The sequence below is a fragment of the Bacillus sp. AFS031507 genome, from assembly GCF_002584635.1.
Lineage (GTDB): Bacteria > Bacillota > Bacilli > Bacillales > Cytobacillaceae > Neobacillus.
On the sequence record NZ_NUOW01000003.1, the window covers coordinates 81882 to 107210 of the forward strand.

The 25329-nt window shown below is 38.0% G+C and carries 24 protein-coding genes and 2 riboswitches; of the genes, 17 read left to right on the plus strand and 7 right to left on the minus strand.

From position 1 onward, the window contains the following. Positions 1–13: 13 nt before the first annotated feature. From comGB to COE25_RS04260, 4 genes are all read right to left on the minus strand, one after another. The gene (gene comGB / locus COE25_RS04245; protein ID WP_098931443.1) at positions 14–1045 is read right to left on the minus strand and encodes a competence type IV pilus assembly protein ComGB; all 1032 of its coding nucleotides are present in this window, start codon (positions 1043–1045) and stop codon (positions 14–16) included. Then, the gene (gene comGA / locus COE25_RS04250) at positions 1032–2114 is read right to left on the minus strand and encodes a competence type IV pilus ATPase ComGA (protein WP_088088960.1); all 1083 of its coding nucleotides are present in this window, start codon (positions 2112–2114) and stop codon (positions 1032–1034) included. The genes comGB and comGA overlap by 14 nt, the downstream gene beginning before the upstream one ends. Positions 2115–2242: 128 nt before the next feature. After that, entirely contained in the window at positions 2243–3034 is a 792-nt protein-coding gene (locus COE25_RS04255) for a YqhG family protein (protein WP_088088959.1), read from the minus strand. After that, positions 3012–4700 carry a DEAD/DEAH box helicase gene (locus tag COE25_RS04260; RefSeq protein ID WP_098931445.1) on the minus strand — a complete coding sequence of 563 codons (1689 nt, stop codon included), beginning with the start codon at positions 4698–4700 and terminating at the stop codon, positions 3012–3014. The genes COE25_RS04255 and COE25_RS04260 overlap by 23 nt, the downstream gene beginning before the upstream one ends. Before the next feature lie 177 nt (positions 4701–4877). Next, positions 4878–4965, plus strand: a riboswitch (glycine riboswitch). A 3-nt stretch (positions 4966–4968) separates the two neighbouring features. Further along, positions 4969–5048: riboswitch (glycine riboswitch) on the plus strand. Between the two features lie 86 nt (positions 5049–5134). Between COE25_RS04260 and gcvT the strand changes: the two genes are divergently transcribed. The 3 genes from gcvT to gcvPB are packed head-to-tail and all read left to right on the plus strand — an operon-like array spanning position 5135 to position 9059. Further along, complete coding sequence (gcvT, locus tag COE25_RS04265) at positions 5135–6241, plus strand: glycine cleavage system aminomethyltransferase GcvT (RefSeq protein WP_088088957.1); 1107 nt, start codon at positions 5135–5137, stop codon at positions 6239–6241. A gap of 18 nt (positions 6242–6259) precedes the next feature. Further along, positions 6260–7606 carry an aminomethyl-transferring glycine dehydrogenase subunit GcvPA gene (gcvPA, locus tag COE25_RS04270; protein WP_098931448.1) on the plus strand — a complete coding sequence of 449 codons (1347 nt, stop codon included), beginning with the start codon at positions 6260–6262 and terminating at the stop codon, positions 7604–7606. Continuing rightward, positions 7599–9059 (plus strand): aminomethyl-transferring glycine dehydrogenase subunit GcvPB, encoded by a 1461-nt coding sequence (gene gcvPB / locus COE25_RS04275; RefSeq protein WP_088088955.1) that lies wholly within the window; start codon positions 7599–7601, stop codon positions 9057–9059. Before gcvPA ends, gcvPB begins: the two co-directional genes overlap by 8 nt. 101 nt (positions 9060–9160) lie before the next feature. Here gcvPB and COE25_RS04280 read toward each other — a convergent pair whose 3' ends face one another. Further along, positions 9161–9544 (minus strand): rhodanese-like domain-containing protein, encoded by a 384-nt coding sequence (locus COE25_RS04280; RefSeq protein ID WP_098931450.1) that lies wholly within the window; start codon positions 9542–9544, stop codon positions 9161–9163. Between the two features lie 192 nt (positions 9545–9736). On the opposite strand from COE25_RS04280, the gene COE25_RS04285 reads away from it, so the two are divergent. The 4 genes from COE25_RS04285 (at position 9737) to COE25_RS04300 (ending at position 15179) form a co-directional block, all read left to right on the plus strand. Beyond that, on the plus strand, positions 9737–10573 hold the full coding sequence (locus COE25_RS04285; RefSeq protein WP_098931452.1) for a lipoate--protein ligase family protein: 837 nt from the start codon (positions 9737–9739) through the stop codon (positions 10571–10573). Between the two features lie 341 nt (positions 10574–10914). Next, positions 10915–13473 (plus strand): vitamin B12-dependent ribonucleotide reductase, encoded by a 2559-nt coding sequence (locus tag COE25_RS04290; protein ID WP_098931454.1) that lies wholly within the window; start codon positions 10915–10917, stop codon positions 13471–13473. A 211-nt stretch (positions 13474–13684) separates the two neighbouring features. Beyond that, positions 13685–14134 carry a C40 family peptidase gene (locus COE25_RS04295; protein ID WP_088088951.1) on the plus strand — a complete coding sequence of 150 codons (450 nt, stop codon included), beginning with the start codon at positions 13685–13687 and terminating at the stop codon, positions 14132–14134. A gap of 160 nt (positions 14135–14294) precedes the next feature. Continuing rightward, positions 14295–15179 carry a patatin-like phospholipase family protein gene (locus COE25_RS04300; protein WP_088088950.1) on the plus strand — a complete coding sequence of 295 codons (885 nt, stop codon included), beginning with the start codon at positions 14295–14297 and terminating at the stop codon, positions 15177–15179. Positions 15180–15215: 36 nt separating this feature from the next. Here the strand turns inward: COE25_RS04300 and COE25_RS04305 are convergent, their stop codons facing one another. Together COE25_RS04305 and COE25_RS04310 are read right to left on the minus strand one after the other, a co-directional pair. Further along, positions 15216–15611, minus strand: a complete 396-nt coding sequence (locus tag COE25_RS04305) for an SA1362 family protein (RefSeq protein WP_306298965.1) — start codon at positions 15609–15611, stop codon at positions 15216–15218. A 57-nt stretch (positions 15612–15668) separates the two neighbouring features. Further along, positions 15669–16613 (minus strand): DUF1385 domain-containing protein, encoded by a 945-nt coding sequence (locus COE25_RS04310; protein ID WP_088088948.1) that lies wholly within the window; start codon positions 16611–16613, stop codon positions 15669–15671. Between the two features lie 285 nt (positions 16614–16898). Here COE25_RS04310 and COE25_RS04315 point away from each other — a divergent pair, with 285 nt between their 5' ends. The 10 genes from COE25_RS04315 to COE25_RS04360 all read left to right on the plus strand — a co-directional run bounded on the left by COE25_RS04315 (position 16899) and on the right by COE25_RS04360 (position 25318). Further along, entirely contained in the window at positions 16899–17396 is a 498-nt protein-coding gene (locus COE25_RS04315) for a YqhR family membrane protein (RefSeq protein WP_088088947.1), read from the plus strand. A gap of 79 nt (positions 17397–17475) precedes the next feature. After that, complete coding sequence (locus COE25_RS04320; protein ID WP_098931456.1) at positions 17476–18537, plus strand: M24 family metallopeptidase; 1062 nt, start codon at positions 17476–17478, stop codon at positions 18535–18537. Between the two features lie 23 nt (positions 18538–18560). Beyond that, positions 18561–19118 carry an elongation factor P gene (gene efp / locus COE25_RS04325; protein WP_088088945.1) on the plus strand — a complete coding sequence of 186 codons (558 nt, stop codon included), beginning with the start codon at positions 18561–18563 and terminating at the stop codon, positions 19116–19118. Between the two features lie 133 nt (positions 19119–19251). Beyond that, on the plus strand, positions 19252–19749 hold the full coding sequence (locus COE25_RS04330) for a DUF6803 family protein (protein ID WP_098931458.1): 498 nt from the start codon (positions 19252–19254) through the stop codon (positions 19747–19749). Between the two features lie 175 nt (positions 19750–19924). Then, positions 19925–20374 carry a PCYCGC motif-containing (lipo)protein gene (locus tag COE25_RS04335; RefSeq protein ID WP_088088943.1) on the plus strand — a complete coding sequence of 150 codons (450 nt, stop codon included), beginning with the start codon at positions 19925–19927 and terminating at the stop codon, positions 20372–20374. A 10-nt stretch (positions 20375–20384) separates the two neighbouring features. Next, positions 20385–21038 carry a c-type cytochrome gene (locus COE25_RS04340; RefSeq protein WP_088088942.1) on the plus strand — a complete coding sequence of 218 codons (654 nt, stop codon included), beginning with the start codon at positions 20385–20387 and terminating at the stop codon, positions 21036–21038. A 245-nt stretch (positions 21039–21283) separates the two neighbouring features. Continuing rightward, positions 21284–22336, plus strand: a complete 1053-nt coding sequence (locus tag COE25_RS04345; RefSeq protein ID WP_098931460.1) for a hypothetical protein — start codon at positions 21284–21286, stop codon at positions 22334–22336. A 13-nt stretch (positions 22337–22349) separates the two neighbouring features. Then, complete coding sequence (locus COE25_RS04350) at positions 22350–22802, plus strand: cytochrome c maturation protein CcmE (RefSeq protein WP_088088940.1); 453 nt, start codon at positions 22350–22352, stop codon at positions 22800–22802. Positions 22803–22827: 25 nt separating this feature from the next. Continuing rightward, positions 22828–24810 (plus strand): heme lyase CcmF/NrfE family subunit, encoded by a 1983-nt coding sequence (locus COE25_RS04355; protein ID WP_088088939.1) that lies wholly within the window; start codon positions 22828–22830, stop codon positions 24808–24810. A 1-nt stretch (position 24811) separates the two neighbouring features. Beyond that, on the plus strand, positions 24812–25318 hold the full coding sequence (locus COE25_RS04360) for a cytochrome c-type biogenesis protein CcmH (RefSeq protein ID WP_098931461.1): 507 nt from the start codon (positions 24812–24814) through the stop codon (positions 25316–25318). Positions 25319–25329: the final 11 nt, after the last annotated feature.

Below are 25329 nucleotides of genomic sequence, written 5' to 3' on the forward strand. Positions count from 1 at the left end.
AACCTCCATTTTTTTAAATGCCGTCCAGTAGATGAAACATGGGTAAAAGAATCGCTAAATACATCGAAACCACCATGAATCCAATAAAAATGTAAAGAATTGGCTGGATGGTTGTTAACCGTTTTTCTATCATTTCCTCCATGTTAGTGACACAATGCTTACTGAAAAATAATAACTCCTGCTCCAATTTTCCATTTTCTTGGCCGTGTTTTACAATCATCGGAAATTCTTTTTCGAAAAACGACAGAGACGCTAAAATTGTCTCCAACTTTTCTCCTGTAATTAGCTTAGTTTTAATCGTTTTAGCTAAGTGACAGTAAAAAGGATGCCTGAGATTCTGTTCAAATAGTTGTAAGGCTTCGGAAACTGATAATCCACCGGATAAGAGAAAGCTAAGTTGAATGGAAAAGTAGTGGGTAAACAGCAATTTGAGGATCCTGCCAACAAAAGGTATTCGAACAAGTTGTGACCTTTGTTTTAGGACGGAGAGTTTTCTAAAAAAGAGAAGATAATAAGCGGCTCCCATAATTAGGATCAGAAGCAGGGTACCGATAACAGTTGGGAAGTATTGATCAAAAGCATAAATGACATTTGTGAAAAAATTTGCTTCCAGACCAAGCGATGAAAAAAGGGTGGTGAACCTTGGCAGCAATGTATTTTCTATAAAAATAAATAGAAATCCTGTAATAACTAAAAGCACCATTGGATACTGAAGCAACTTGAGCAACTTGTGTACGTCTTTATCTTTTAATAGGGCAAGATCACTTCCTTCTAACAGAGCATCAGCAAAGCTGCCATGCTGCTCCGCAAAATAGACATAACCGACTAAGTCTTTGTTGAAACCAAGATTATTTAATGCATCATGAAACGGTAAACCCTTTTTCAACTCTTCTAAACAACCATTTAAATCCTCCTTTCGTTTTGACGGTAATTGTAATGCTATGGATTCAATTGCTAAAGCAATTGGATACCCCCTTGCTAATAGTTCACCGGTTCTTCTCAGGAAATTAGCTTGTTCATTCACTGACCATTTAGACCGTTTCATCGTCATATACCAATCGTTCATATTCAGATTCTTGGATATATCCAAGGGCAATGCCCTTATTAATTACATCTTTTATCATTCGGTAACGAATTTCTATTTTTTCTCCTTGAGCAGCTTTCATTACTGCGTGTAAATTTCGTCCGGATAAAAGTTCAAATACACTGGCGCGTTTCCATCTGCCATAGGAATAACAAATAGGTGAACACTCTCCTTCACAAAAAGGGCAGGTAAGTTCAACCAACCTTTGGGCTGTTATGGCAATAAGTGTCTGCTCGACCTCTAACCAATTCACTCCAAACTCACGCAGGCGATAAACCGCTCCCTTCGCATCACGGGTATGCATCGTGGAAAGCACTAGATGGCCTGTTAATGCTGCCCTTACCGCAATCTTTGCCGTCTCAGCATCTCTAATTTCACCGACCATTATAATGTCAGGATCATGTCGAAGAATTGCCTTTAATCCGGCTGCATAGGTGACGCCTGCTTTTTCATTGACTTGGATCTGCAGGACTGAGTCATAGTTTTTTTCAATGGGATCTTCGAGTGTAATGACATTACGATGAAATAAGTGGGCGGTTTCATTTAAAAGGGAATAGAGAGTAGTCGTTTTTCCGCTGCCTGTTGGCCCGGTAAAAATTATTAATCCATGAGCGTGTTTGAGAAGGGCAAGTAATTTTCGGGTCATTGCTGGGAAGAGTGAAAGTTGGTGAAAAGGAATTTGTTCTTGCTGTGGTAATAGCCGGATGACAAGGCTCTCTCTGTTATTAGAAGGGAGTGTGGAGAGCCTGAGCCCCATTAAATTTCCGTCAACTTCACAAAAAATGGATCCACTTTGTGGTCGTCTTCTTTCTCCGATATCCATATTGGCTGTGAATTTAAAATGTGAGATTAATCTGTCGCATTCATCTTTTGGAAGGGATAGTCGAGGAATTAACTTGTTGGTTAAACGGATTTGGACGAGTGTGTCCCTCTTCCTTGGGATAATGTGAATATCTGTTGCTTGGTTACGTGCAGCATCTGTAATGATTCGATTTGCTAAAATTTCTATCTCGCTAACAATAAGTACCACCGCCTTTTCATTTTTCTATGGGAAAATATTCGACATGATTCCTCCTTATCCTTCTTTATTTTCAAAAATATTTTTAAGGGTGTCAGGCACCATGTGAAAATTTCACATGGTGCCTGACACCCTGTCCCTTATATTGCTTTTTCAGTTAGATAAAAGAGGCCGCCATTGATGAAGGATATGGAGATTTTTGGTTCGTACTGTTCCTTTAGAGCCATTTTTTCGGTTTCAAAGTTTTCATTTTCATCTTCAACATCCTCGTAAAAATGATTCAAGAGGCGTAAATCTTTATCCCAACGTTCTCGCGCATCTATTGCCCAAGAGTGGTCATCCTTCTCAATTATGGATGTAAGATAGGTTTCAACTCTCAACATCCCGCTTTGAGGTTTCACTAAAGGTGACAAAGTAAAGGAGTAATCAGGTATTTTTGGTGTTAACGGTATTTCAAGCAGTCTGTCATGGAAATCTTCAACCATTTTTCCGTTGATGAGTTGTAAGCCGATTGATTTGAAAATATCCCGCTTACGGTCACATTGAAAGGAGATCTTAACATTCATACATAGCCATGGTAGTAAAGGAGTTTGCTTGTTTTGATTCCGATGATTTTCATAAAGTCGGATATAGCTGGCTAAATTTTTCGTCGAAGTAAAAATTTGATGCAGCCGAGGTGAACCAAAATGAATGATTTCCCCCTTTATATTTTCAGGAGCGGCATCTTGGTTCGTAATAAATGTTAACTTCATCGGGTTTGGAATTCCACCCGTTTTTTCTAAATAGTGCCAGTAAAAAGGCCGATTCATTAATTCCTTATCAAGTTCAACTGTTAACTGAACAGTTAAATAACCTTGGCTATTCTCCACAATTGCACAGTCATTAGCCTGAAAATAGTTCAATAAAAAGTTATGAATTTCCTGTTGCTGCATGGGAATCTCCCTTCTTCATGTCCTGAGCAAATTCAATCATTGATGATAAATTTTCCATTTTAATTCGCATTTCGCCTTCGGATGAGGATTGTCCAAAAATATCGATTAAATGGTCTTCTATATTGCCAAATTCCAACTTAGTTAATATATCGTCAAGTTCACCAATTACTTTTTCAAATAAATGTATTTTCTCATAAAGAAGCTTCAAAATATGTTCTTCGACAGTATTTTTTATCGCAAAATTATAAATCATGACATCCTTTTCCTGGCCCAGACGATGGATACGACCAATTCGTTGTTCGAGCCTCATTGGATTCCATGGCAAATCAAAGTTAATTATATGATTACAAAATTGAAGGTTAATTCCTTCACCGCCCGCTTCAGTTGCTATAAGGACTTGAGCATGCTTTTGGAATAATTCTCTCATCCAGTCCTTTTTTCCACGCTTAAAGCCGCCCCGAAAAGGGACAGATGAAATTCCATGCTGTTTTAAATACCATTGGAGGTACATTTGTGTTGCTCGGTATTCTGTAAAAATAATCACTTTATCATTTACTTTTTGAATTAATTCTAATGCTTTTTCCGCTTTTGAATTCTTCTGGACAGCTTCGACTTTTTTTATTAAATACTGAATTTGTTCTTCAAAAGCTGGGGTTGGATTTTCCTTTTTTTGGAGCATGTTTTTTAATGTATAAAAAACTGCTTCTCTACTGCTGCATGCCTCACGCTGTAATGTCATTACGGAGAATGAACTTGTCTGTGCCCAATTCCCCTCATTTTTTAATTCAGTAATTGACTCATAAAGATCTTTCTCCTCTTGAGTGCATTCAATTGGAATGGTTTCCACATGCCTTTTCGTCCACTCAATGCCTGTATCTGCCCGCCGGTTCCGAATCATAACCTTGTTTACTAATTCTTTTAAATGCTCATCATCATTTAATGAACGTGCATCTCGTTTGTATTTTTCAAAGAATGTCGTTTCGCTGCCTAAATGTCCTGGTTTTAATAATGAAACCAGATTAAAAATTTCCTCGATACGGTTCTGAATAGGTGTTGCCGTCAATAGTAAACAAAATTTCTTTTTCAGATTTTGGACAAATTCGTAGTTTTTTGTTTTGTTATTTTTAAGTTTATGGGCTTCATCAATGATAATAAGGTCATAGTCCTGCTTAAAAATTATGTCTCGATGAGGATTTCGTTTAGCCGTATCAATTGACGAAACGACAACATCGCACTGTTCCCACACATAGCTTTTCCTTTGTGAAATGGCTGGAATGAAAAATTTGCTATTCAACTCCATCGACCATTGAGTAACTAACGATGCAGGGACAAGAATTAATACTTTTTTCACCAATCCGCGAATCATATATTCTTTTAGAATCAGCCCGGCCTCAATCGTTTTTCCGAGTCCTACTTCATCGGCAAGGATGGCTTTCCCATTCATATTTTCAATTACTTGTTTAGCTGTTTCAAGCTGGTGAGGAAGTGGGGTTAGATTGGGTAAATGACTTGGTGCCAATAAACCTTTGAAATCTGGAATGACGAGATGTTTTTCAACTCCAATTGCTAGTTTAAAAATTTCCCAATTCCCCCATGGACCATCGTTTTCAATTCTATGTAAAAAATCATCCTTCCAAGAGGAATCAAATTCAATTTCGATCGACATGGTTCCAGCTCCTTTTTATTCAATTTCCAGCTATATGCTTTTCTAATAAAGTTATTGCTCAATGTATTATTTTAATGGTAGGATAATAATAGCTTTGAATGTTTTAAATATTTTAATAAGGTAATTTATTTTATAAGTATAATTAGTATGACCAATTTGGATAATATTATAATGCGAATGATAACAAGGGGAGAGACTACTTATGTAGCGCCGAAGGAGCAAGCAGAAATGTGAATCTCTCAGGCAAAAGAACTCTTGTAGGACGCAGCTCTGGAGAGCGCTGCTAGCTTTAAGCAGCCACCAAAGGGGAAAGCCTTTTTAGGTAAACTTTCAGGTGCAAGGACAGAGACCTTCTTACGTTTCATAGGAGGTTTCTGTCCTTTTTTACATTATCCATTGAATAATTTGCGCCAAAGATTGAAGGAGGATTAAGAATGTCTGAATTAAAACGAACTCCACTTTTTGATGTGTATAAAGAATGGGGAGGAAAAACCATTGATTTTGGAGGTTGGGCACTGCCGGTCCAATTCTCTAGCATTAAAGAAGAGCATGAAGCTGTTCGCTCTTGTGCAGGATTATTTGATGTTTCCCATATGGGTGAAGTAGAAGTAAAAGGCACTAATAGCTTAGCATTTTTACAAAAAATGATGACTAATGACATTTCAAAAGTAAAAAATGGAGGTGCCCAGTACACAGCCATGTGTTATGAAAATGGCGGTACTGTTGATGACCTGCTTGTATATAAGATTGAAGACAATCATTACCTTTTAGTAGTAAACGCATCAAATATTGAAAAAGATTACAAATGGCTTGAAGACCATTTAACTGGTGATGTCTCTTTAGAAAACTTATCGGAAAAAACAGCACAGCTGGCTATCCAGGGACCACTTGCGGAAAAAGTATTGCAAAAGCTTGCGGGAGATAATGATTTAAGCCAAATTGGCTTTTTCAAATTCCAACAAGATGTAATCCTAAATGGAAAAAAGGCACTTGTATCAAGAACTGGTTATACTGGTGAAGATGGCTTTGAAGTGTATTGCGATGCAGAAGATGTTGTGGACCTTTGGAGAGACATTTTAACTGCAGGTAAAGAAGATGGAGTAATCCCATGTGGATTAGGGTCACGCGACACACTTCGCTTTGAAGCAGTTTTAGCGCTTTATGGTCAAGAACTATCTCCAGAAATTTCACCACTTGAAGCTGGAATTGGCTTCGCTGTGAAATTAAACAAAGAAGATGACTTTATCGGGAAACAAGCGTTAATCCAACAAAAAGAAAAGGGCTTAACAAGAAAATTGGTTGGAATCGAAATGATTGATCGTGGGATTCCACGTCATGGCTACCCTGTATATAAAGGTGATCAGTTAATTGGTGAGGTTACAACTGGAACGCAATCACCCACGTTAAAGAGGAATATTGGTCTTGCCCTAATCAATGCAGAATTTGCGGGTATTGAATCCGAAGTTGAAGTTGAAATTCGCGGCAAACGTTTAAAAGCTACTGTAGTTCCAACACCTTTTTATAAAAAAGAAAAGAAATAACAGAAGGGAGTTAGGTTTATGAAACATCGCTATTTACCTATGACTGAACAAGATAAGAAAACTATGCTTGAGGCAATTGGAGTTTCCTCTATTGATGAACTGTTTAGCGATATCCCTGAGAAAGTAAGATTTAAGGGTGAGTACAATATAAAAGCGGCAAAGTCTGAAACAGACTTAATGAAAGAGCTTTTTAAGATGGCTAGTCGGAACGCTGACCTGAAAAGAAACGTATCTTTTATAGGTGCTGGTGTTTATGACCATTACATGCCTGTAATTGTCGACCATGTTATTTCTAGATCAGAATTTTATACAGCATATACACCTTATCAACCAGAAATTTCACAAGGTGAACTTCAAGCTATCTTTGAATTCCAAACCATGATTTGTGAGTTAACTGGAATGGATGTTGCCAACTCATCGATGTATGATGGCGGAACTGCTCTTGCTGAAGCAGCAATGCTTAGTGCAGGCCATACCAAACGAAAAACGATAGTCGTATCCAGTGCTGTACATCCAGAATCACGTGATGTTCTAAAAACTTATGCAAAGGGTCAGTATCTCAATGTGATTGAAGTACCAGTCAAAGATGGTGTAACAGATCTTGAAGCATTAAAAGGACTCGTTAATGAAGATGTTGCAGCCGTTATCGTCCAATATCCAAACTTCTTTGGGCGAGTCGAGCCGTTAAAAGAGCTTGAGGAAATCATTCATGCAAATAAGTCCATGTTTGTTGTTTCAAGTAACCCACTGTCCCTTGGGGTATTAACACCTCCAGGTAAATTTGGTGCTGACATCGTTATTGGTGATGCGCAGCCGTTTGGGATCCCAACTGCCTTTGGCGGACCGCACTGCGGATATTTTGCAGTCACTACTAAGTTAATGCGGAAAGTTCCAGGCCGTCTTGTTGGACAGACAACGGATGACCAAGGGCGCCGTGGTTTTGTCTTAACACTACAAGCGCGTGAACAGCATATCCGTCGTGATAAAGCGACATCAAATATTTGTTCCAATCAGGCATTAAATGCACTCGCTGCATCTGTAGCGATGACCGCTCTTGGTAAAAAAGGTGTCAGGGAAATGGCTGCGGCCAACTTGCAAAAAGCTCATTATGCGAAAAATACTTTCAAGGAAGCCGGCTTTGAAGTTGTTTATGATGGCCATTCCTTCAATGAATTCGTTGTGAAATTAACTAAGCCTGTAAAAGAAATCAACCAAAACCTTTTACAAAAAGGAATAATTGGGGGCTATGATTTAGGGCGGGATTATTCAGAACTGGCTAACCATATGCTGATTGCTGTAACAGAACAAAGATCGAAGGAAGAAATTGATACTCTAGTGAAAGAATTGGGGGATTTCCATGCATAATCAAGACCAGGCACTCATTTTTGAACTTAGCACACCAGGCCGCATCGGCTACAGCCTGCCGGAAATGGATGTACCGGAACTAGATCTCAGCGGTCTCCTTCCTGATGGTTACCTTCGTACAGAAGAGCCTGAACTTCCTGAAGTTTCGGAGCTTGATATTATGCGCCACTACACTGCCCTTTCGAGGAGAAATCATGGCGTCGATTCAGGATTCTATCCACTAGGCTCGTGTACGATGAAATATAATCCGAAAATCAACGAAAATGTAGCGCGTTTTAACGGATTTGCACATGTCCATCCGCTACAAGATGAAAGCTCTGTTCAAGGTGCTCTTGAACTTTTATACGATTTGCAGGAGCATTTAATCGAAATAACAGGTATGGACGAAGTGACCTTGCAACCTGCCGCAGGGGCTCATGGGGAATGGACGGGATTAATGATGATCCGTGCTTATCATGAGGCTAACGGTGATATGAACCGTACAAAAGTAATCGTCCCTGATTCTGCTCATGGTACGAACCCAGCTTCTGCTACGATTGCTGGTCTAGAAACAATTACCGTTAAATCAAATGAACATGGTCTTGTCGACCTTGAAGATTTAAGAAGGGTTGTTGGGGAAGATACTGCTGCATTAATGTTAACCAACCCGAATACGCTTGGACTATTTGAAGAAAACATTCTTGAATTGGCTGAAATTGTCCATGAAGCGGGTGGTAAGCTTTATTATGATGGAGCAAACTTAAACGCCGTTCTTTCAAAAGCAAGACCTGGGGATATGGGATTTGATGTTGTTCACTTAAATCTTCATAAAACATTCACTGGCCCACATGGAGGCGGTGGTCCTGGATCCGGTCCTGTCGGGGTGAAGGCAGACCTTATCCCGTTCTTACCGAAGCCGATTATCACAAAGCAAGGCGAAGAATATGTCCTTGATTATGACCGCCCGCAATCAATTGGCCGTGTGAAGCCATATTACGGAAACTTCGGGATCAATGTTCGTGCCTACACATACATTCGCTCGATGGGACCAGATGGCTTAAAAGCGGTAACAGAGTACGCTGTATTAAATGCGAACTACATGATGAGAAGGCTTGCTGAATATTATGATCTACCATTTGATAGACATTGTAAGCATGAGTTTGTACTCAGTGGAAGACGTCAGAAAAAATTAGGCGTTCGTACATTGGATATTGCGAAACGTCTGCTTGATTTTGGTTACCACCCACCAACCATTTACTTCCCATTAAATGTGGAAGAGTGTATTATGATCGAACCAACTGAGACCGAATCAAAAGAGACACTAGATTCGTTCATCGATATTATGATCCAAATCGCTAAAGAAGTGGAAGAAAATCCAGAAATCGTTCAAGAAGCACCACATACAACAGTGGTCGGCCGGATGGACGAAACAAAAGCAGCCCGTAAACCAGTTTTGAAATACCAAGAAGCTTAATAAATGGAAAGGTCAGATTCGAAAAATAATCTGACCTTTTATCTTGTGTAGCAGTTTTTGAAATTAAAAAAGGCTCCGAATCCGGAACCTTCAATGAGTTCTTATTTCTTAGCTCTTACTTTACCTGACCATTTTTTGAACCCGCCTTGTAGCTGAGTAAGGTCTCGATAGCCTTTTCGGTGTAAGAATTGGGCTGCACGTCCACTCCGCATTCCACTCTGGCAATACAAATATACTGGCATATCAGAACGGATTTCTTTCATGCGCATTTTCATTTGCGACATTGGGATATTACGTGCTCCTAAAATATGGCCGCCTTCGAATTCGTTTGCTTCACGAACATCTATTAGTTGTGCCTTTCTGTACCCCGCACGGAACTCTTCTTCTGTTACCGTTTTAACAATTCTTTTCTGATAGAAAAAGGTAAAAACGGAATAAATGATAACTGCTACAATGATGATTAATAATGGATAAAGTGAACTCAATTTTTTTTGCTCCTTTCAAGCTTTCCTGCACTAGTATTTATTATATAAGTCAATCCGATAAAGATAAAGATGAATGCAAAAAAATCTTTTGATATTGCCTAAATAATTATAGCAGAAACATCTTATTTTGAATCTATATCAGATTTTGGTAGACTTAAACAAGAGATAATTATAAAAAAATGAGGTTTTAGAATGAAAAAAGAAGTTTGGCGTTTTATTGATACTGGAAATAGTTTACCATCTTTTAATATGGCTTTAGATGAAGCGTTACTCGATTGGCATAGTGAAGGGAAATTTCCTCCAGTTATTCGATTCTATGGCTGGGATCCGGCAACGCTATCAGTAGGTTATTTTCAAAAAGTAGAGAAAGAAATTGATATGGAAGCAGTCAAGGCACACCAATTAGGTTTCGTAAGAAGACCTACAGGAGGACGCGGCGTTCTGCACGAGCATGAACTTACCTATAGTGTCATCGTTTCTGAAGAACATCCAGAAATGCCTAATTCTGTTACAGAGGCATACCGTGTAATTTCTGAAGGAATTTTAAAGGGTTTTCACCATTTAGGACTTGAGGCATATTTTGCTGTCCCAAAAACAGCAGAAGAACGGGATGCTTTGAAAAACCCTCGCTCTGCTGTATGCTTTGATGCTCCAAGCTGGTATGAGCTTGTGGTGGAAGGCAGGAAGGTTGCCGGCAGTGCACAAACGAGACAAAAGGGAGTAATTCTACAGCACGGCTCCATTCTGTTAGATTTGGATGAAGATAAGCTATTTAGTTTATTTAAATATCCAAGTGAGAGAGTTAAGGAACGAATGAGAAAAGCATTTAAGGATAAAGCGGTTGCTATCAACAACATTAGTCCAAGAAGAATTTCGCTTGAGGAAGCAAAGGAAGCTTTTTATAAAGGCTTTGCTGAGGGTCTAAATATTGAGCTTGAACCTTATCAATTAACCGAGGAAGAACTAGCTTATGTTGAAAAGATTGCAAAAGATCGCTATGAAAGTGATGAATGGAATTTTAAAAGATAATTTGAAACGGCGAATTCGCCGTCTTTTTTTGTTGCCTTAACGATTAATGTAAAGAAGCAACCTGCGAAATTTGTTGAATTTTCCTGTTTTATGACGAAAATCTATTAAAAGCTATTGATTACTTTTAAATCTATTATTTTTTAAGTTTGACAAAATAATTATAGTTTGCTTAACATACAATATATAGTGTTGTCGAAAATATTTTCGGTACTATATATTGATATTTAGTTGATTTATTCAGGTGGGCTATGATAACCTAAAAATACAAACCAACTAGATATAGCGTAAACCTGCTAGATTTAGCACAATAGGTGGATTTTTTTTAAGAAGGAGTTGTTCTAATGTCTGTAGTTTTTAGACAAACAATGAATATTGATTTTGAAAGGTTGAATGAGGATATTCAATTATTCCCCCAGGTGCATCCAGTTACCCCAGATATGAAAATAACTCACAAGGGTGTTTCTCGTTTGGTCATGTTGGACCGCTATACCTTTAAAGATACTGCAAAAATAACTCTTACAAACGGCGACTTTGTTGTTTTAACTATTAAAGAAGATCCGAAATTTCCAGCTCGTGGTCTTGGTTACATTATGGAAATAGACTGGGAAAAGAAAAAGGCGAAAGTTTTAGTCGAAGAGGAATTCAGGGGAGTACTCGATGATCCTGAAGAAGCTAGTACTGGTGTGATAATCAGATCCTTAGATGTAATTGAGAAGCCTTTGGAGCTCTTCTATGAGCAAATTGCGAAGCGTAATGCTACTGGTCTTGCTTCTGTAGAAAAGACGGAAGAGAAGCGAAGAGAGTGGACTGAAAGGTTTTATCAAGAGCTTGTTAACATGAACTTCATTCCAGCAGGTCGCGTTCTTTACGGAGCTGGGGCAGATACTGATGTAACATACTTTAATTGCTATGTGATGCCGTTTGTTCCTGACTCTCGTGAAGGTATCTCTGATCATCGTAAGCAGGTAATGGAGATTATGAGCCGAGGCGGCGGTGTTGGAACAAATGGCTCGACGCTGAGACCGAGAAACACACTGGCTAGAGGCGTCAATGGTAAATCATCTGGATCGGTTTCATGGCTGGATGATATTGCGAAATTGACTCATTTGGTTGAGCAAGGCGGATCAAGACGTGGAGCTCAGATGATCATGTTGTCCGACTGGCATCCAGACATTATTGAATTTATTATTTCTAAGATGCAAAATCCTAGAATTTTACGATTCTTGATTGAAAATACAAATGATGAAACGATTAAAAAACTTGCTAAAGACAAGCTAAAGTTTACCCCTCTAACTTTAAGGGAAACTGCAATGTACCAAGGAATTGTAAATTATAAAAACATTCCTGGGTTCGGTGGATTTGATGAAAACATTATCGCAGATGCAGAAGAGAAATTATTAACTGGCGGTAATTATACTGTCCACAATTCAGAGTTCCTTACAGGTGCGAACATCTCTGTCTGTTTAACAAAGGAATTTATGGAAGCTGTAGAAACCGATAGTGACTATGAACTCCGCTTCCCGTATGTTGAACAATATGATCAAGAGCAAATGGAGATTTACAACCAAGAATGGCATAAAGTTGGTGACGTTCGCGAGTGGGAAAAACAAGGGCATAAAGTACGAGTGTACAAAAAGTTCAAAGCAAAAGAACTTTGGAACCTAATCAATATTTGCGCGACCTACTCAGCTGAACCGGGAATATTTTTTATCGATAACGCAAACGACATGACCAATGCAAAAGCATATGGACAACAAGTTGTTGCAACAAATCCATGTGGAGAGCAGCCTCTCGCACCATTTTCCGTCTGTAATCTTGCAGCTGTCAATCTCGCTGAGATGGCTGATAAGGACACAAAAACTGTTGATTTTGAAAAGCTTAAGAAAACAGTAGCTGTGGGTGTACGGATGCAGGATAATGTCATTAACGCAACTCCATACTTCCTGGAAGAAAATAAAAAACAGGCTCTTGGTGAAAGACGTGTGGGGCTTGGAGTCATGGGCTTACATGACATGCTGATTTATTGTGAAACGAAGTATGGATCACCAGAAGGAAACGAACTTGTTGATCAAGTATTTGAAATAATTGCAACTACTGCATACAGAACTTCAATTGAATTGGCAAAAGAAAAGGGAAGTTTTCCATTCTTAACTGGTGAAACAACAGCAGATACCAATCGATTACGACAAGCCTTCATTGATACAGGATTTATGAAAAAAATGCCCGAAGATGTCCGCCAATCTATTTTAGAAAGCGGAATTAGAAATTCGCATTTACTAACTGTGGCACCAACTGGATCCACAGGGACCATGGTTGGAGTTTCCACCGGACTTGAGCCTTATTTCTCATTCTCTTATTTCCGTAGTGGACGCCTCGGTAAATTTATCGAAGTTAAAGCGGATATTGTGAAAGAATACTTGGACCAGCACCCAGAAGCAGATGAAAACAATCTTCCGCACTGGTTTGTTACATCGATGGAGCTTTCCACTGAAGCCCATGCGGATGTTCAATGTGTCATCCAGCGTTGGATAGATAGTTCTATCAGTAAAACTGTCAACGCACCAAAAGGTTATAGCGTAGAGCAGGTCGAAAAAGTTTATCAGCGTTTGTACCGCGGCGGGGCAAAAGGTGGAACCGTTTATGTTGATGGTTCACGCGATTCTCAGGTACTAACACTAAAAGCTGAAGAAAACACGAATGAACAATTATCAATTTTTAATGAAAAACCGAAGCAGCATGTTGTCCTTGTTGATACAATCAGTGAACTCCGTTCAACAAGTGTAACGATCGGCTCTGAAGTCGGTAACACTTGCCCAGTCTGCCGGACTGGAAAAGTAAAAGAAATGGGTGGCTGCAATACCTGTGCAAACTGCGGCGCTCAATTAAAATGTGGTTTATAAAATATTTATTAGAGGGGGAGAAAATCCCCCTTTTTTTGTATTATTAAGGTCAATATCCGTCCCTGAAAGTTACACTATACTGCATCATATTTTGCTAATCGAAGTAGAACGAAGTCGAAATTTGTAATATAACTGTAACCTACCTGTTACGTCCATGTTACTCTTTTTTTGTATATTATGAGTAACGAAGCACACAGGGAGATTAAACAATATGTTGAAAAAAATCATTGCAATCATGGCTATGACAATTATTTTAAGTTCATTGTTTACCACTATGGGTGATAAAGCGGAAGCGGCCTATTACCATACAAAAGCAATCTCAGTAGCAAAAGCAAATCTTGGTGTTCCATATAGATGGGGTGGATTAACACCTAATGGTTTCGACTGCTCTGGTTTGGTTAAGTATTCTTACGGTAAGGCTGGAAAAGTATTGCCACGGACGGCAGCTGATATGTACTACAAGCAAGGATATCGTGTCAGTTCTTTACAAACAGGAGACTTGATGTTCTTTGCACCGAATAAGGCAAGCAGACCTACTCACGTTGCGATTTACATTGGTGGCGGAAAAATGATTCAGGCTGCATCTTCAAAAGGAGTTTCAATCGCTTATACAAGCAACAGTTACTGGAAACCAAGATACATAGGAGCAAAGCGATTTTAATGAAAAGTTTAGCGTTTTCAATATTGTTATTGACCAAGAACATCGTTTAATGACGATGTTCTTTTTTATATATAATAAATTTTCTACTTGTCCTTGGTACTATTTATTAAAATAACCGCTTAAAGATGTAAAAACGAGTACATCTTTGGGAGTGGCTGCCATGTATATAGACGGCGTTTTTTCTGGAGGAGGAATAAAAGGGTTTGCACTTATTGGAGCCTGCGAAGAAATAGAAAGTAAAGGTTTGCGATTTGTCAGAGTGGCGGGAACGAGTGCAGGATCGATCGTTGCAGCATTAATTGCCGCTGGCTACACAAGTAAAGAAATCTTCCAATTGGTCGACGAGTTGGATCTCTCAAAAATAATGGATGCCCGCAAATCAATTATCCCTTTCCCTTTTGCAAAATGGCTGTATGTCTATTGGAAGCTAGGACTTTATAAAGGCAATGAACTTGAAAAATGGATTTGTAAGAAACTTGAAGCCAAAGGGTTAAGAACATTCGCTGATTTGCCCCCGAAGGCACTTCGAGTAATTGCATCAGACCTATCAAATGGGCAAATGATTGTTTTACCTGATGACTTACAAAGATACGGCATTTCACCTGGTTCATTTCCAATCGCAAAAGCGATTAGAATCAGCTGCAGTATCCCATATTTCTTTGAACCTGTTAAAATGCGTACAATGGATGGAATGAACATTTTAGTTGATGGCGGGGTCCTAAGCAATTTTCCTATGTGGCTTTTTGATAAGGAAAATGCACAAAAGGTAAGACCCGTCCTTGGTATTAAATTAAGTCCAAGTGAATATGAAACTGAAAAACATAAAATAAAAAATGCGATTCAACTATTTGGAGCCCTATTTGAGACGATGAAGGATGCACACGATTCTAGGTACATTTCTAAAAAACATGTAAAGAACATTATCTTTATACCGACCGAGGGTGTGTTATCAACAGAATTCCATTTAACAGAGGAGAAGAAACATGAGTTGTTCGATCTAGGAAAAGAGAGAGCAAAACAATTTTTGAAGACTTGGGGATATTAATACTGATTACACTAGGATAAAAAGAAAATCGAGCGCCTATAGAGACGCTCGATTTTTCTTTTTACCCTTTTTGCCGTCGATAACAGTTAAGTGAGCAGGAGATTTCTTTTTGTTCTTGTTGCTCTTCTTTAATGATGCTAGCGTCCCAAGAGAGGAGGTTTTTACAGTTGAGTCTCCACCCTTTTGCTGTAATCGTTTTTTTGATTTTTTGGCGGCTTTAAGAAATGCACGCTGCTCTTTTTTCTGAGGGTTTGATTTGGAAAACTTCCGTACTAGGAAATAAACGGCTAGAACAATCAATGCGATGACAGCTATTCTCTGAATGAAACCGGCCGGATTAGCTGTAAATGAACCAACAAGGCCAAGTAAAGCAAGAATGATAAGTCCCCCAACAACAACATTAACAAATGTCCGATTTTTCAAGAAAGCCACCTCCCTAAGAGCATCTTAAGCATTTTTTAATTCTTTTAAACACGATAAAACAAGAATTTAGACAATTTCTTCGCTTTTGACCGAGTACTCAGATTCCTTTTCTCTTCTTAATAATTCGTTAAAAGAAAGTATTGCCACTTCGACTTGATCATTTTGTGGTTCCTTCGTTGTTATTAGTTGCAGCCAAAGACCAGGATAACCTAGATACTTTAAAACTGGAATATCTCTAAGTTTATTAGTTAATTGAAGGATTTCAAAAGCAATACCCAAAACCACAGGAATTAAGAGGAGGCGGTCGACCACCCGTAACCAAAGCGGAGTTGAAGGTACCAGCATATAGACAAAAACACCAACAAAGACTGTAAACAGGATGAAACTACTGCCACAGCGGTAATGCAGACGGGAATGAGCCTGCACATTTTCAACGGTTAACTCAACCCCAGATTCAAAGGTATTGATTACTTTATGTTCGGCGCCATGATATTGAAACACCCTTTTTATCAATGGAGTAAGTGAAACAAAATAAATATAGGAAATTAATAAAATTAGTTTAAAAAAACCCTCCACTAACACTTGAGCAAAATGCGATGGAAAAATTGGTTTTGTCAAAACTGCAAGGAACACAGGGATCAGCGTAAAAGCAAATTTGCCAAATAAAAATGAAATAACACCAATTGCAGCAACACCAAGGTACATAGTCAATTTAGAGACTTCTTTTTCTTTTATAATTTCATCTTCTTTTGGATCCACATCAAATCTTTCCGTCGAGAAGTTTAAATGTTTCGATCCATTTGCACTCGACTCAATAATTGCGATTATCCCTCGCAGAAATGGGATTTTCTTTAGGATTGTAAAATAAGGATTTGCTTTACGAGGCAAATGAAAATATTCAACAGATTGATCCTTCCTGCGTACCGCAGTAACATAATGATGTTTTCCGCCAAACATAACACCTTCGACAACCGCTTGGCCGCCATAAACGGGTTTTTGAGAATTGGACATATACTTTACACCAACCTAATCTATAGTTGCACAACAGCTGAAAGATAAAATCTGTATGTACTTAATTCTATTCTACTAGAAAAACAAAAAAACCTCTAGGAATGACATAATATTTCCAATTAAAAAGTTTTTTTATATGAAAGGGATTGAATACCAAAGGACATAATAAGAAATGGAATTTATTATGGCCTTTTGTTGTCCCAATTAAAGGACAGCATATCAAGCATATATAACAGCAAAAAGGGCACTTCCCGAATAAACAGAAAGTAAACGGAGGTTGTTACAATGGCGATTGAGAAGAAACTAGGAAATTATCCTAAGCCCATGTCCTTTTCGGTAATGGTATTTTGGACGGGTTTATTTGGAGGTCTGTTTTGGGGATTGATGGGCTTCATAGCGTCCTACTTAAGTTTTACTGAAATTCGTCCCAATGTCATTCTAGAGCCATGGGCACTAGGGCATTGGAAATACGAATGGCTGGGGACCGTCATATCCATTATTTTAATTGGAATATGTTCCGTGGTAGCAGCATTTATTTACTATGCAGTGTTGAGAAAATTCACAGGGTTTTGGTTTGGACTTGGCTATGGAATTATATTGTTTTTGGTGGTGTTCTTTATTCTAAATCCACTCTTTCCAGGTATTGAACCATTTTTTGATTTAAAAAGAGATACGATCATTACATCCATTTGTATTTATATCGTATATGGAATCTTTATTGGATATTCCATAAATTATGAGTATCAAAATAATAACGAGCAAGAGAAAGAGGAGTCCTCCTAAGTTACGATTAGTCGGATGAAGTAGGTTGTGATAAAATATTTTTGTCCTCATATGGATTTGAAAAGGAGAGTGGAGAGCAATGGAAAAAATAGAAAAACTAAGATCTAATTTTTCAACACTTGGAATTGATGGAATTTTGATCACCAGCCCATATAATCGTCGCTATATTTCAAACTTTACTGGCTCTGCTGGTGTAGTTTTAATTAGTGCGGAAAAAACTTTGTTTCTTACGGATTTCCGCTATATTGAACAAGCGACTAAACAATGCCAAGGTTTCGAGATTATAAAAATAACCGGAACGATTCCTGAAGAAGTTGCACAACAAGTGAAGAACCTTGGAATTCAAAAGCTGGGATTTGAAGAGGATTTTCTAACATACTCCTCCTTTAAATTATATGATAATGAAGTTGACGCTGAACTTGTTCCGCTTTCTGGTGTAATCGAAAAGTTACGCTTGATAAAGACTGATGCAGAGATTAAGATATTAAAGGTAGCAGCTGATATTGCTGATGCTGCATTTAAACATATTTTAGACTTCATTGGTCCTGGAAAAACTGAGTTAGAAGTATCTAATGAGTTAGAGTTCTTTATGAGGAGAGCTGGTGCCACTTCCTCTTCATTTGATACAATCGTTGCTTCTGGTCATCGCTCAGCACTTCCACATGGTGTTGCTAGCGATAAGGTAATTGAAGCAGGGGACATTGTAACAATGGACTACGGCTGTTACTACAATGGATATGTTTCTGATATTACGCGGACTATTGCGATTGGAGAGCCAGACGCAAAGCTTAAAGAAATTTATGAAGTTGTACTTGAAGCCCAATTACTTGGAATGGCTGGAATCAAACCAGGTTTGACAGGGAAGCAAGCAGATGCAATAACACGAGACTACATAACAGAAAAAGGTTATGGTGAATACTTTGGTCATTCAACCGGGCACGGTATCGGACTTGAGATCCATGAAGGCCCTGGTCTATCGATGAAGTCTGATGTAATATTAGAACCTGGAATGGTAGTAACATGTGAGCCGGGTATCTATATCCCAGGTCTAGGCGGCGTTCGGATTGAAGATGATGCATTGATTACAAAGGACCATAACGAAGCACTCACACATTCTACAAAAGAACTAATTATACTGTAATGATTTTTTAGGAGGATCTTAATATGATATCTGTAAATGATTTTAAAACAGGATTAACAATTGAAGTGGATGGCGGCTTATGGCGTGTCCTTGATTTTCAACACGTAAAGCCAGGTAAAGGAGCAGCCTTTGTTCGTTCCAAGCTTCGTAACCTTCGTAATGGAGCAATTCAAGAAAAAACATTCCGTGCAGGTGAGAAAGTAGAGAAAGCTCAAATCGATAACCGTAAAATGCAATATCTTTATGCAAGCGGTGATAATCATGTATTTATGGATATGGAATCTTACGAGCAGGTAGAACTTCCTGCTTCAAGCATAGAGTATGAATTAAAGTTTTTGAAAGAAAATATGGAAGTACAAATTATGATGTTTAATTATGAAACTCTTGGAGTTGAATTACCAAACAATGTAATTTTAGAGGTTGCTGAAACAGAACCGGGTATTAAGGGGGATACGTCTTCTGGCGGTACCAAGTCAGCTACCCTTGAAACAGGTCTTTCTGTTCAGGTTCCTTTCTTCATCAATCAAGGGGATAAGTTAATTATCAATACGACTGATGGATCATACGTGTCACGTGCATAATCAGATCAAAGCCTTAGTCCGAAAATTGTCGGATTAAGGCTTTTTTTTAACAATTTCTCCATAGTTTCTCCTAAGTTTCTGCACACTTTTTCAATATAGTTGGTGTGTAGAAAAAATAAAGGAGAAGATAAACATGAATATGACACATTATATGGGATTACTAGCAGACAATCAGCCTTGGAATTTATTAATATTTATGGCCGTTCCAGTAATTTGTGCTGAGATCCTTGCGATTTCGGAAATTGCCATATTATTTACAAGAAAATTAGACGGTGCCTTAAAAAAATTGAATAAAGTAACCGGCATATTTGCAGGCTTTTATTTTACTGGCATATTCATATATTTAATGAAAGTTGCTTATATCCCATTAACGGTAAACAGGGAGTGGAAAGGCTGGATTGATGTTGTAGCCGTTACATTCTATTTACTTGGAATTATCCCATTTCTTGGCATGGCCCTACTTGATTTAGGTCTTATTTATAGAAATAAAACAGAAGAAGAAAAGCTGAAAATTCATGCGATCTTTGTTAGTATTTTTCTAGTGCTTGCACACATTGCAATGATATTTGGAATGATTGATCCTGCTCTAGGAACAGGTGGCCATTCAGGACCTGATATGAGTAATATGTAATTTGAACCACTGGAAGTCTATTTAAGATATTTCAGTGGTCTTTGCTTTTTTTACGACTTTACTTTAACTTTCGTAAAAACTTCACTAAATAGTAAGAATTAATTACTAATTGGCTAATTTCTTTTTGCTAAACTGAAGTAGTACAAAAAATAATAGGGAAGGGGTGCAACAGATCATGAAACGAATTACATCTCTCTTGTTCCTTGGGATTTTGTTTGCCATTGTGGCTGCTGGCTGCAGTTCCAAACTTAGTGATGAAAGCTGGAAACTTGATAAAAAACATGTGCCATTACCAGATTTTGTTCTGAATACATCTGAAAAAATTAATGAAACTTATGTTATGGCTGCAACTTATCCTGAAGTCGTAGCATCTGTTCCTTGCTATTGTGGATGTGTTGTCGAAGGACATAAGAGCAATCTAGATTGCTTTGTCAAACAAGTTGGTGAAGACAATGCAGTAACAGAATGGGATTCTCACGGAATATCTTGCGACACCTGCATTGATATTGCTCGAGATGCTGTTGAAATGCATCTTAGTGGAAAAAATACGAATAAAATATATCAATTAATCACAGAAAAATATAAAGATTTTGGGGAGCCAACCCCAACACCTGAACCTAAGTAAAGGGAAACCCATGAAGAAAATACTAATCGGATTTTACATTTTGATTATTATTGGAATTATTGTCTGTTTAAGTAATAGCCAAATTTTTGATAGCAAGAAATCAGAAGCAATTGCTGCTGGTGAAAAGATATATAACAAAAATTGTATATTTTGTCACGGCGAAAAAGGAAAAGGAGAAGGCTCAAAAACGGGGACGGCTTTAAATAGCCAGAATTTTTTAAGCTCCGTATCCGATAAAGACCTGTATAATTATGTGAAATATGGAAGAGAAGACACAGTCATGCCTGCTTACGGTCCTCGAATGTCAGATAAGGATTTAAAAAATCTTGTTGCTTTTATAAGAGACTGGCAGACAGAAGAAATCGAGTTTGATGTGCCAAAAACGATTTCAGGTAATCCTGAAAATGGAAAAGCGCAATATAATTTATATTGTTTAAATTGTCATGGTAAAGCAGGGACAGGTAAGGATAAAATGGGAACCGCTCTCGCTAATCGACAATACCTGAAATATACAACTGATAAGCAAATATGGATTGATGCAGCCTACGGTCGTGAAGAAACTAGGATGGGACCTTCATTAAAGGGGCATGAAGGCGCACGCCAGCTCAAGAAAAAGGATATTACCGATATTGTTACCTATATCCGATCTTTGGAGAAAAAATAAACTAAATACAGCATAAAAGACCTGAATCCATTACAAGAGGATACAGGTTTTTTTTGCCCATTTTTAATTTGTGAACATTTTGTGGTGGTTTTTTGTCGAAAACGCAACGATTTTTATCCTTTAACAAAATGTTCAAGAGTGAATCAACAAATAAGGGTTGATAAAGATTATATTTATTTCAAAGAGGACTATAGTGAAAATTAGTACTTTCTAGTGATAAGTTTTTTAAGTCAAGGAGGATTAAGATGCTTAAAAATAAGTTGTTGGCATTATTCGTAATCGCATCATTTTTAACGAATTTCATCATCCCGAAGGCTAGTGCTGAAACAGCCTTTCAGGCAGAAAAATTTCCTTTTAAGGAAATGCAGATTCAGGTAATGCCAGAGTTTGATTACCCCGAAGGTTGGTCACGAGATATTCCATCTTTACTAGTGGGCCAGTACGGAACAATTACCAATAAAAGTGGTCAAGATTATGATGGGAAGATTGAGATTCCCGTTCCAGCAATGGAAAAAGGCTTTGAAGCCTTCTTGGTAGCAGAATTCCCAGAAAAAAATAAGCCTGAAGTACAGCGTCCCTATGATGTCGATAAAGAAAATGGGATCATTACTTGGAAACCAGCTAAAGCAATTAAGAATAACGAAACCTACGAATTTGTCATTGAGTACTATACAAAGTCAATTAACTTGAAGGACAACAAGATCTTTACATATGAACTTAAAAATAAAGCTGATATCGAGCTTTTAGATGTTATCTTTTATGCTCCAATGGATGCAAAGGAAATAAAAATTGAGCCAAAGGCAGCAAACAATTCGAAAAATGAATATGGAGAAGAGCTTTATTACTACCAATACAAAAATGTAAAGGCAGATGCTGGCTTGAAATACTCTTTCTCATATAAGAAAGATGGTACTGAATCAACAATGGAGGCGATTAACAAAAAGCAGCCACCAAATGATGAAAACCATAGTGGTGTAACTGCAACAGACCAAGTTGTGAAAAACGGAGGAGCCACTAAATCATCAAAACGTCCAATTATCGGGCTGGGTGGTGCATCGATTATCGGTATTGCAATCATCATTGCCGGACTCTTTGTTTTCATTGGCTTAAAAGGAAATAAACAATCAGCATCTAAGATAGCCAGTCATAATAAAAAACAACCGAAGAAGACTTCTCCAACGGTTAAAAAAGACAACAAAACAGCGAATTCTGAAGAAAAGAAGGAACTGCGCAAAAAACTATTAACTGGAAAGATAGACCAAGAAATGTATGAAGAAGAAATGAAGAAATTAATCTAATGAGGTGAGAAGAATGAAAAAAAATACGATTATTATGCTTGGTGGGTTTATTATTGCAGGAGCTATTGTATTCCTTCTGATGGCAGCAACTCCTGGTTCAAGTGGTGTTGAGTTAACGATGAAAGAGCTCTTGGCTACTCAAGATCAACATAAAGATGATTTTGTAACTGTAGAAGGATTACTTATTGAAGATTCAATTAAATGGAATCCAGACAAAATTGAGTTGAAGTTTGATGTTAAAGATAACGACGGAAATGTTATGCATGTTATACATAATGGTACCAAACCAGATAACTTTGCAGAAGGTGTCATTACTATTCTCCAAGGGGCACCGACCAAAAAGAATACATTTGTGGCAGAGACAGTTAAAACAAGATGTCCTTCTAAGTATGAAGGAAAAGATATCAAAAATTATAATCCAGAGACACATAAAGATAAATTAAATAAAACACCGAATGAAAAATAACGGGCTAACTTAAGAAGGTGACGAAATGTATTTATTTTCCAATGCTACGATTTATATAGGCTTAGCCATCGCAATTTATTCACTCCTCATTATCACGTTGGGGATCAGCACGAAAAATCAAAAGTTTATTAACAGTGGTAAAGGTGGATTGATTGCATTATTAGTATGTTCATCAGTTGCAATGCTTTCATTGTTCTACCTATTAGCAACCTCTCAATTTCAATATGAATATGTTCATGATTACACAAGCAGTGAACTGCCGATTATCTATAAACTTACCGCACTATGGGCGGGTAATGCAGGCTCGTTGTTATTGTGGACATTCTTCTTAACTCTTTATACTTGTATGATTGCTTTCTCACGGAAGTTAAAAGGAAACCCGATGATTCCATACATTTCGGCCATCTTACTTGCAAATGCGGTTTTCTTCTTCTTTATTTTAGGTTTTGTAGCTAAACCTTTCCTTCTATTAAATGAGATTCCAATAGAAGGAAAAGGATTAAATCCAATGCTTCAAAATCCAGGAATGATCATTCATCCTGTCACACTTTACCTTGGCTATGTAGGTCTTGCCATTCCATTTGCCTTTGCGATGGCGGCATTGATTTTGAAAAATGTCGATGATTTCTGGATTAAAATGACTAGACGTTGGACAATTATTGCCTGGTTATTTTTAAGCCTTGGAAATATCTTTGGCGGTCAATGGGCATATGTTGAACTTGGCTGGGGTGGTTACTGGGCATGGGATCCAGTTGAAAATGCTTCCTTTATGCCATGGTTAACAGCAACAGCCTTCTTACATTCCGTTATGATTCAAGAACGGAAAAACATGTTAAAAATTTGGAATATCAGCTTAATCATTGTCTCCTATGCACTTACCCTATTTGGTACATTCTTAGTGCGAAGCGGCGTACTGACCTCTGTTCATGCCTTTGCAAATTCAAACCTGGGATTATACTTCTTAATCTTCATGGGTGTGGCAGTCATCGGGGCACTATATGTGTTAATGAGCCGTTACAACCTGCTGAAACGCAGTGCAGGGGAATTTAATTCCTTTGTTTCCAAAGAGAGCAGCTTCTTAGTAAATAATTTATTACTAGTCGGAGCAGCCTTTGCCGTATTTTGGGGAACGATTTTCCCATTAGTATCAGAAGCAGTACGTGGTACAAAAGTAACGGTTGGTCTACCATTTTTTAATAAAGTGGAAGCACCAATTCTATTATCAATGATGTTTGTCATGGCAGTTTGTCCAATGCTTGCTTGGCAAAAATCTACCGTGAAAAATCTTAAGAAAAACTTCATGATTCCTGCTATCCTCGCTGTTCTTGGCATGATTTTGATGGTAGTGTTAGGAATTCAAAAAGCATGGGCAGTCATTGGTTATGGAGTAATCATTCTATTATTAATTACCCACTTCTTAGAGTTTTATAGAGGTGTAAAAGCTAGAAGAAAGATGACTAAAGAAACACCATTTGTGGCGCTGTACCGCTTGATGATTCGAAATCGCCGCAGGTATGGTGGATACATCGTTCACCTTGGTATTGCCTTCATCACGATGGGGATTATTGGTTCACAGAATTATGATTTACAAACAATGAAAACAGTCGATTTAGGGCAGTCAATTGAATTAATGGATTATCGTATCAACTACGACCGGCTTGATCAGAAGAAAGAAGGCATTAATGATATCGTCTATGCCGATGTAACCGTTTTTAGAAATGGTAAAAAGCTAGGCACGTATCAGCCAGAAAAGGTATTTTACGGAAACTGGGAACAGCCTTCTTCCGAAGTGGCGATTATATCTTCGCTTAAGGAAGACTTATACATCGTGTTAAGTGCCTGGGAAGATGATGGAAAAGCCACATTTGTTGTAAAAATTAATCCAATGATGAACTGGCTATGGATTGGTTCATTCATGATTGTTATTGGCGCTCTGTTCGCCGTTTGGAACGGAAAATATGGAAATGTCACTCCGAGATACACAGGAGTACGCAGAGAGGTGTCTTAATATGAAAAACAAAATTTATATTGGCCTTCTCATAATAGCGTTCATCTTTCAAGGATCATTCCTTCGCGTTGAAGCAGCAAAACAGATTGACTATAAATCAGCTGAATTCAAAGCCGTTGCTCAGCAATTCGCTTGCACATGTGGCTGTGGTCAGGATCATTATGAATGTGATCCGAATACGTGCAATCTTACCACAGAATTTAAAGCAGACCTGGTTGACATGATGAACAAGGGGTGGGATAAGGATAAAATTCGTGCCTATTATGTCAATATCTATGGTGAAGAAATATTGACTTCACCTGAAAAAAGCGGTTTTAGTTTAACAGCTTGGGTTCTCCCGTTTGTAGTATTGGCCGGAGCGGGAATATCATTGTATTTCGTTATTCGTAAATGGGTTAAGAAAAAAGGCACAGATGAACCTGTTGCTGAGTACCAGAACACCGAGGATGAAGTAGAAGAAGAAATACTATCTTCCATGATTGATGAAGAACGCAAAAAGTATCTTTAGGATGTGAACAA

Excerpts from the sequence above, each read along its gene's own strand:
- gcvPB (WP_088088955.1), top strand. The coding sequence starts at position 7,599 with ATGCATAATCAAGACCAGGCACTCATTTTTGAACTTAGCACACCAGGC.
- COE25_RS04360 (WP_098931461.1), top strand. The coding sequence starts at position 24,812 with ATGAAAAACAAAATTTATATTGGCCTTCTCATAATAGCGTTCATCTTT.
- comGB (WP_098931443.1), bottom strand. The coding sequence starts at position 1,045 with ATGAAACGGTCTAAATGGTCAGTGAATGAACAAGCTAATTTCCTGAGA.
- COE25_RS04355 (WP_088088939.1), top strand. The coding sequence starts at position 22,828 with ATGTATTTATTTTCCAATGCTACGATTTATATAGGCTTAGCCATCGCA.
- gcvT (WP_088088957.1), top strand. The coding sequence starts at position 5,135 with ATGTCTGAATTAAAACGAACTCCACTTTTTGATGTGTATAAAGAATGG.
- COE25_RS04345 (WP_098931460.1), top strand. The coding sequence starts at position 21,284 with ATGCTTAAAAATAAGTTGTTGGCATTATTCGTAATCGCATCATTTTTA.
- gcvPA (WP_098931448.1), top strand. The coding sequence starts at position 6,260 with ATGAAACATCGCTATTTACCTATGACTGAACAAGATAAGAAAACTATG.
- COE25_RS04340 (WP_088088942.1), top strand. The coding sequence starts at position 20,385 with ATGAAGAAAATACTAATCGGATTTTACATTTTGATTATTATTGGAATT.
- COE25_RS04300 (WP_088088950.1), top strand. The coding sequence starts at position 14,295 with ATGTATATAGACGGCGTTTTTTCTGGAGGAGGAATAAAAGGGTTTGCA.
- efp (WP_088088945.1), top strand. The coding sequence starts at position 18,561 with ATGATATCTGTAAATGATTTTAAAACAGGATTAACAATTGAAGTGGAT.
- COE25_RS04255 (WP_088088959.1), bottom strand. The coding sequence starts at position 3,034 with ATGCAGCAACAGGAAATTCATAACTTTTTATTGAACTATTTTCAGGCT.
- COE25_RS04350 (WP_088088940.1), top strand. The coding sequence starts at position 22,350 with ATGAAAAAAAATACGATTATTATGCTTGGTGGGTTTATTATTGCAGGA.
- COE25_RS04290 (WP_098931454.1), top strand. The coding sequence starts at position 10,915 with ATGTCTGTAGTTTTTAGACAAACAATGAATATTGATTTTGAAAGGTTG.
- COE25_RS04320 (WP_098931456.1), top strand. The coding sequence starts at position 17,476 with ATGGAAAAAATAGAAAAACTAAGATCTAATTTTTCAACACTTGGAATT.
- COE25_RS04315 (WP_088088947.1), top strand. The coding sequence starts at position 16,899 with ATGGCGATTGAGAAGAAACTAGGAAATTATCCTAAGCCCATGTCCTTT.
- COE25_RS04295 (WP_088088951.1), top strand. The coding sequence starts at position 13,685 with ATGTTGAAAAAAATCATTGCAATCATGGCTATGACAATTATTTTAAGT.
- COE25_RS04310 (WP_088088948.1), bottom strand. The coding sequence starts at position 16,613 with ATGTCCAATTCTCAAAAACCCGTTTATGGCGGCCAAGCGGTTGTCGAA.
- COE25_RS04330 (WP_098931458.1), top strand. The coding sequence starts at position 19,252 with ATGAATATGACACATTATATGGGATTACTAGCAGACAATCAGCCTTGG.
- COE25_RS04335 (WP_088088943.1), top strand. The coding sequence starts at position 19,925 with ATGAAACGAATTACATCTCTCTTGTTCCTTGGGATTTTGTTTGCCATT.
- COE25_RS04285 (WP_098931452.1), top strand. The coding sequence starts at position 9,737 with ATGAAAAAAGAAGTTTGGCGTTTTATTGATACTGGAAATAGTTTACCA.
- COE25_RS04260 (WP_098931445.1), bottom strand. The coding sequence starts at position 4,700 with ATGTCGATCGAAATTGAATTTGATTCCTCTTGGAAGGATGATTTTTTA.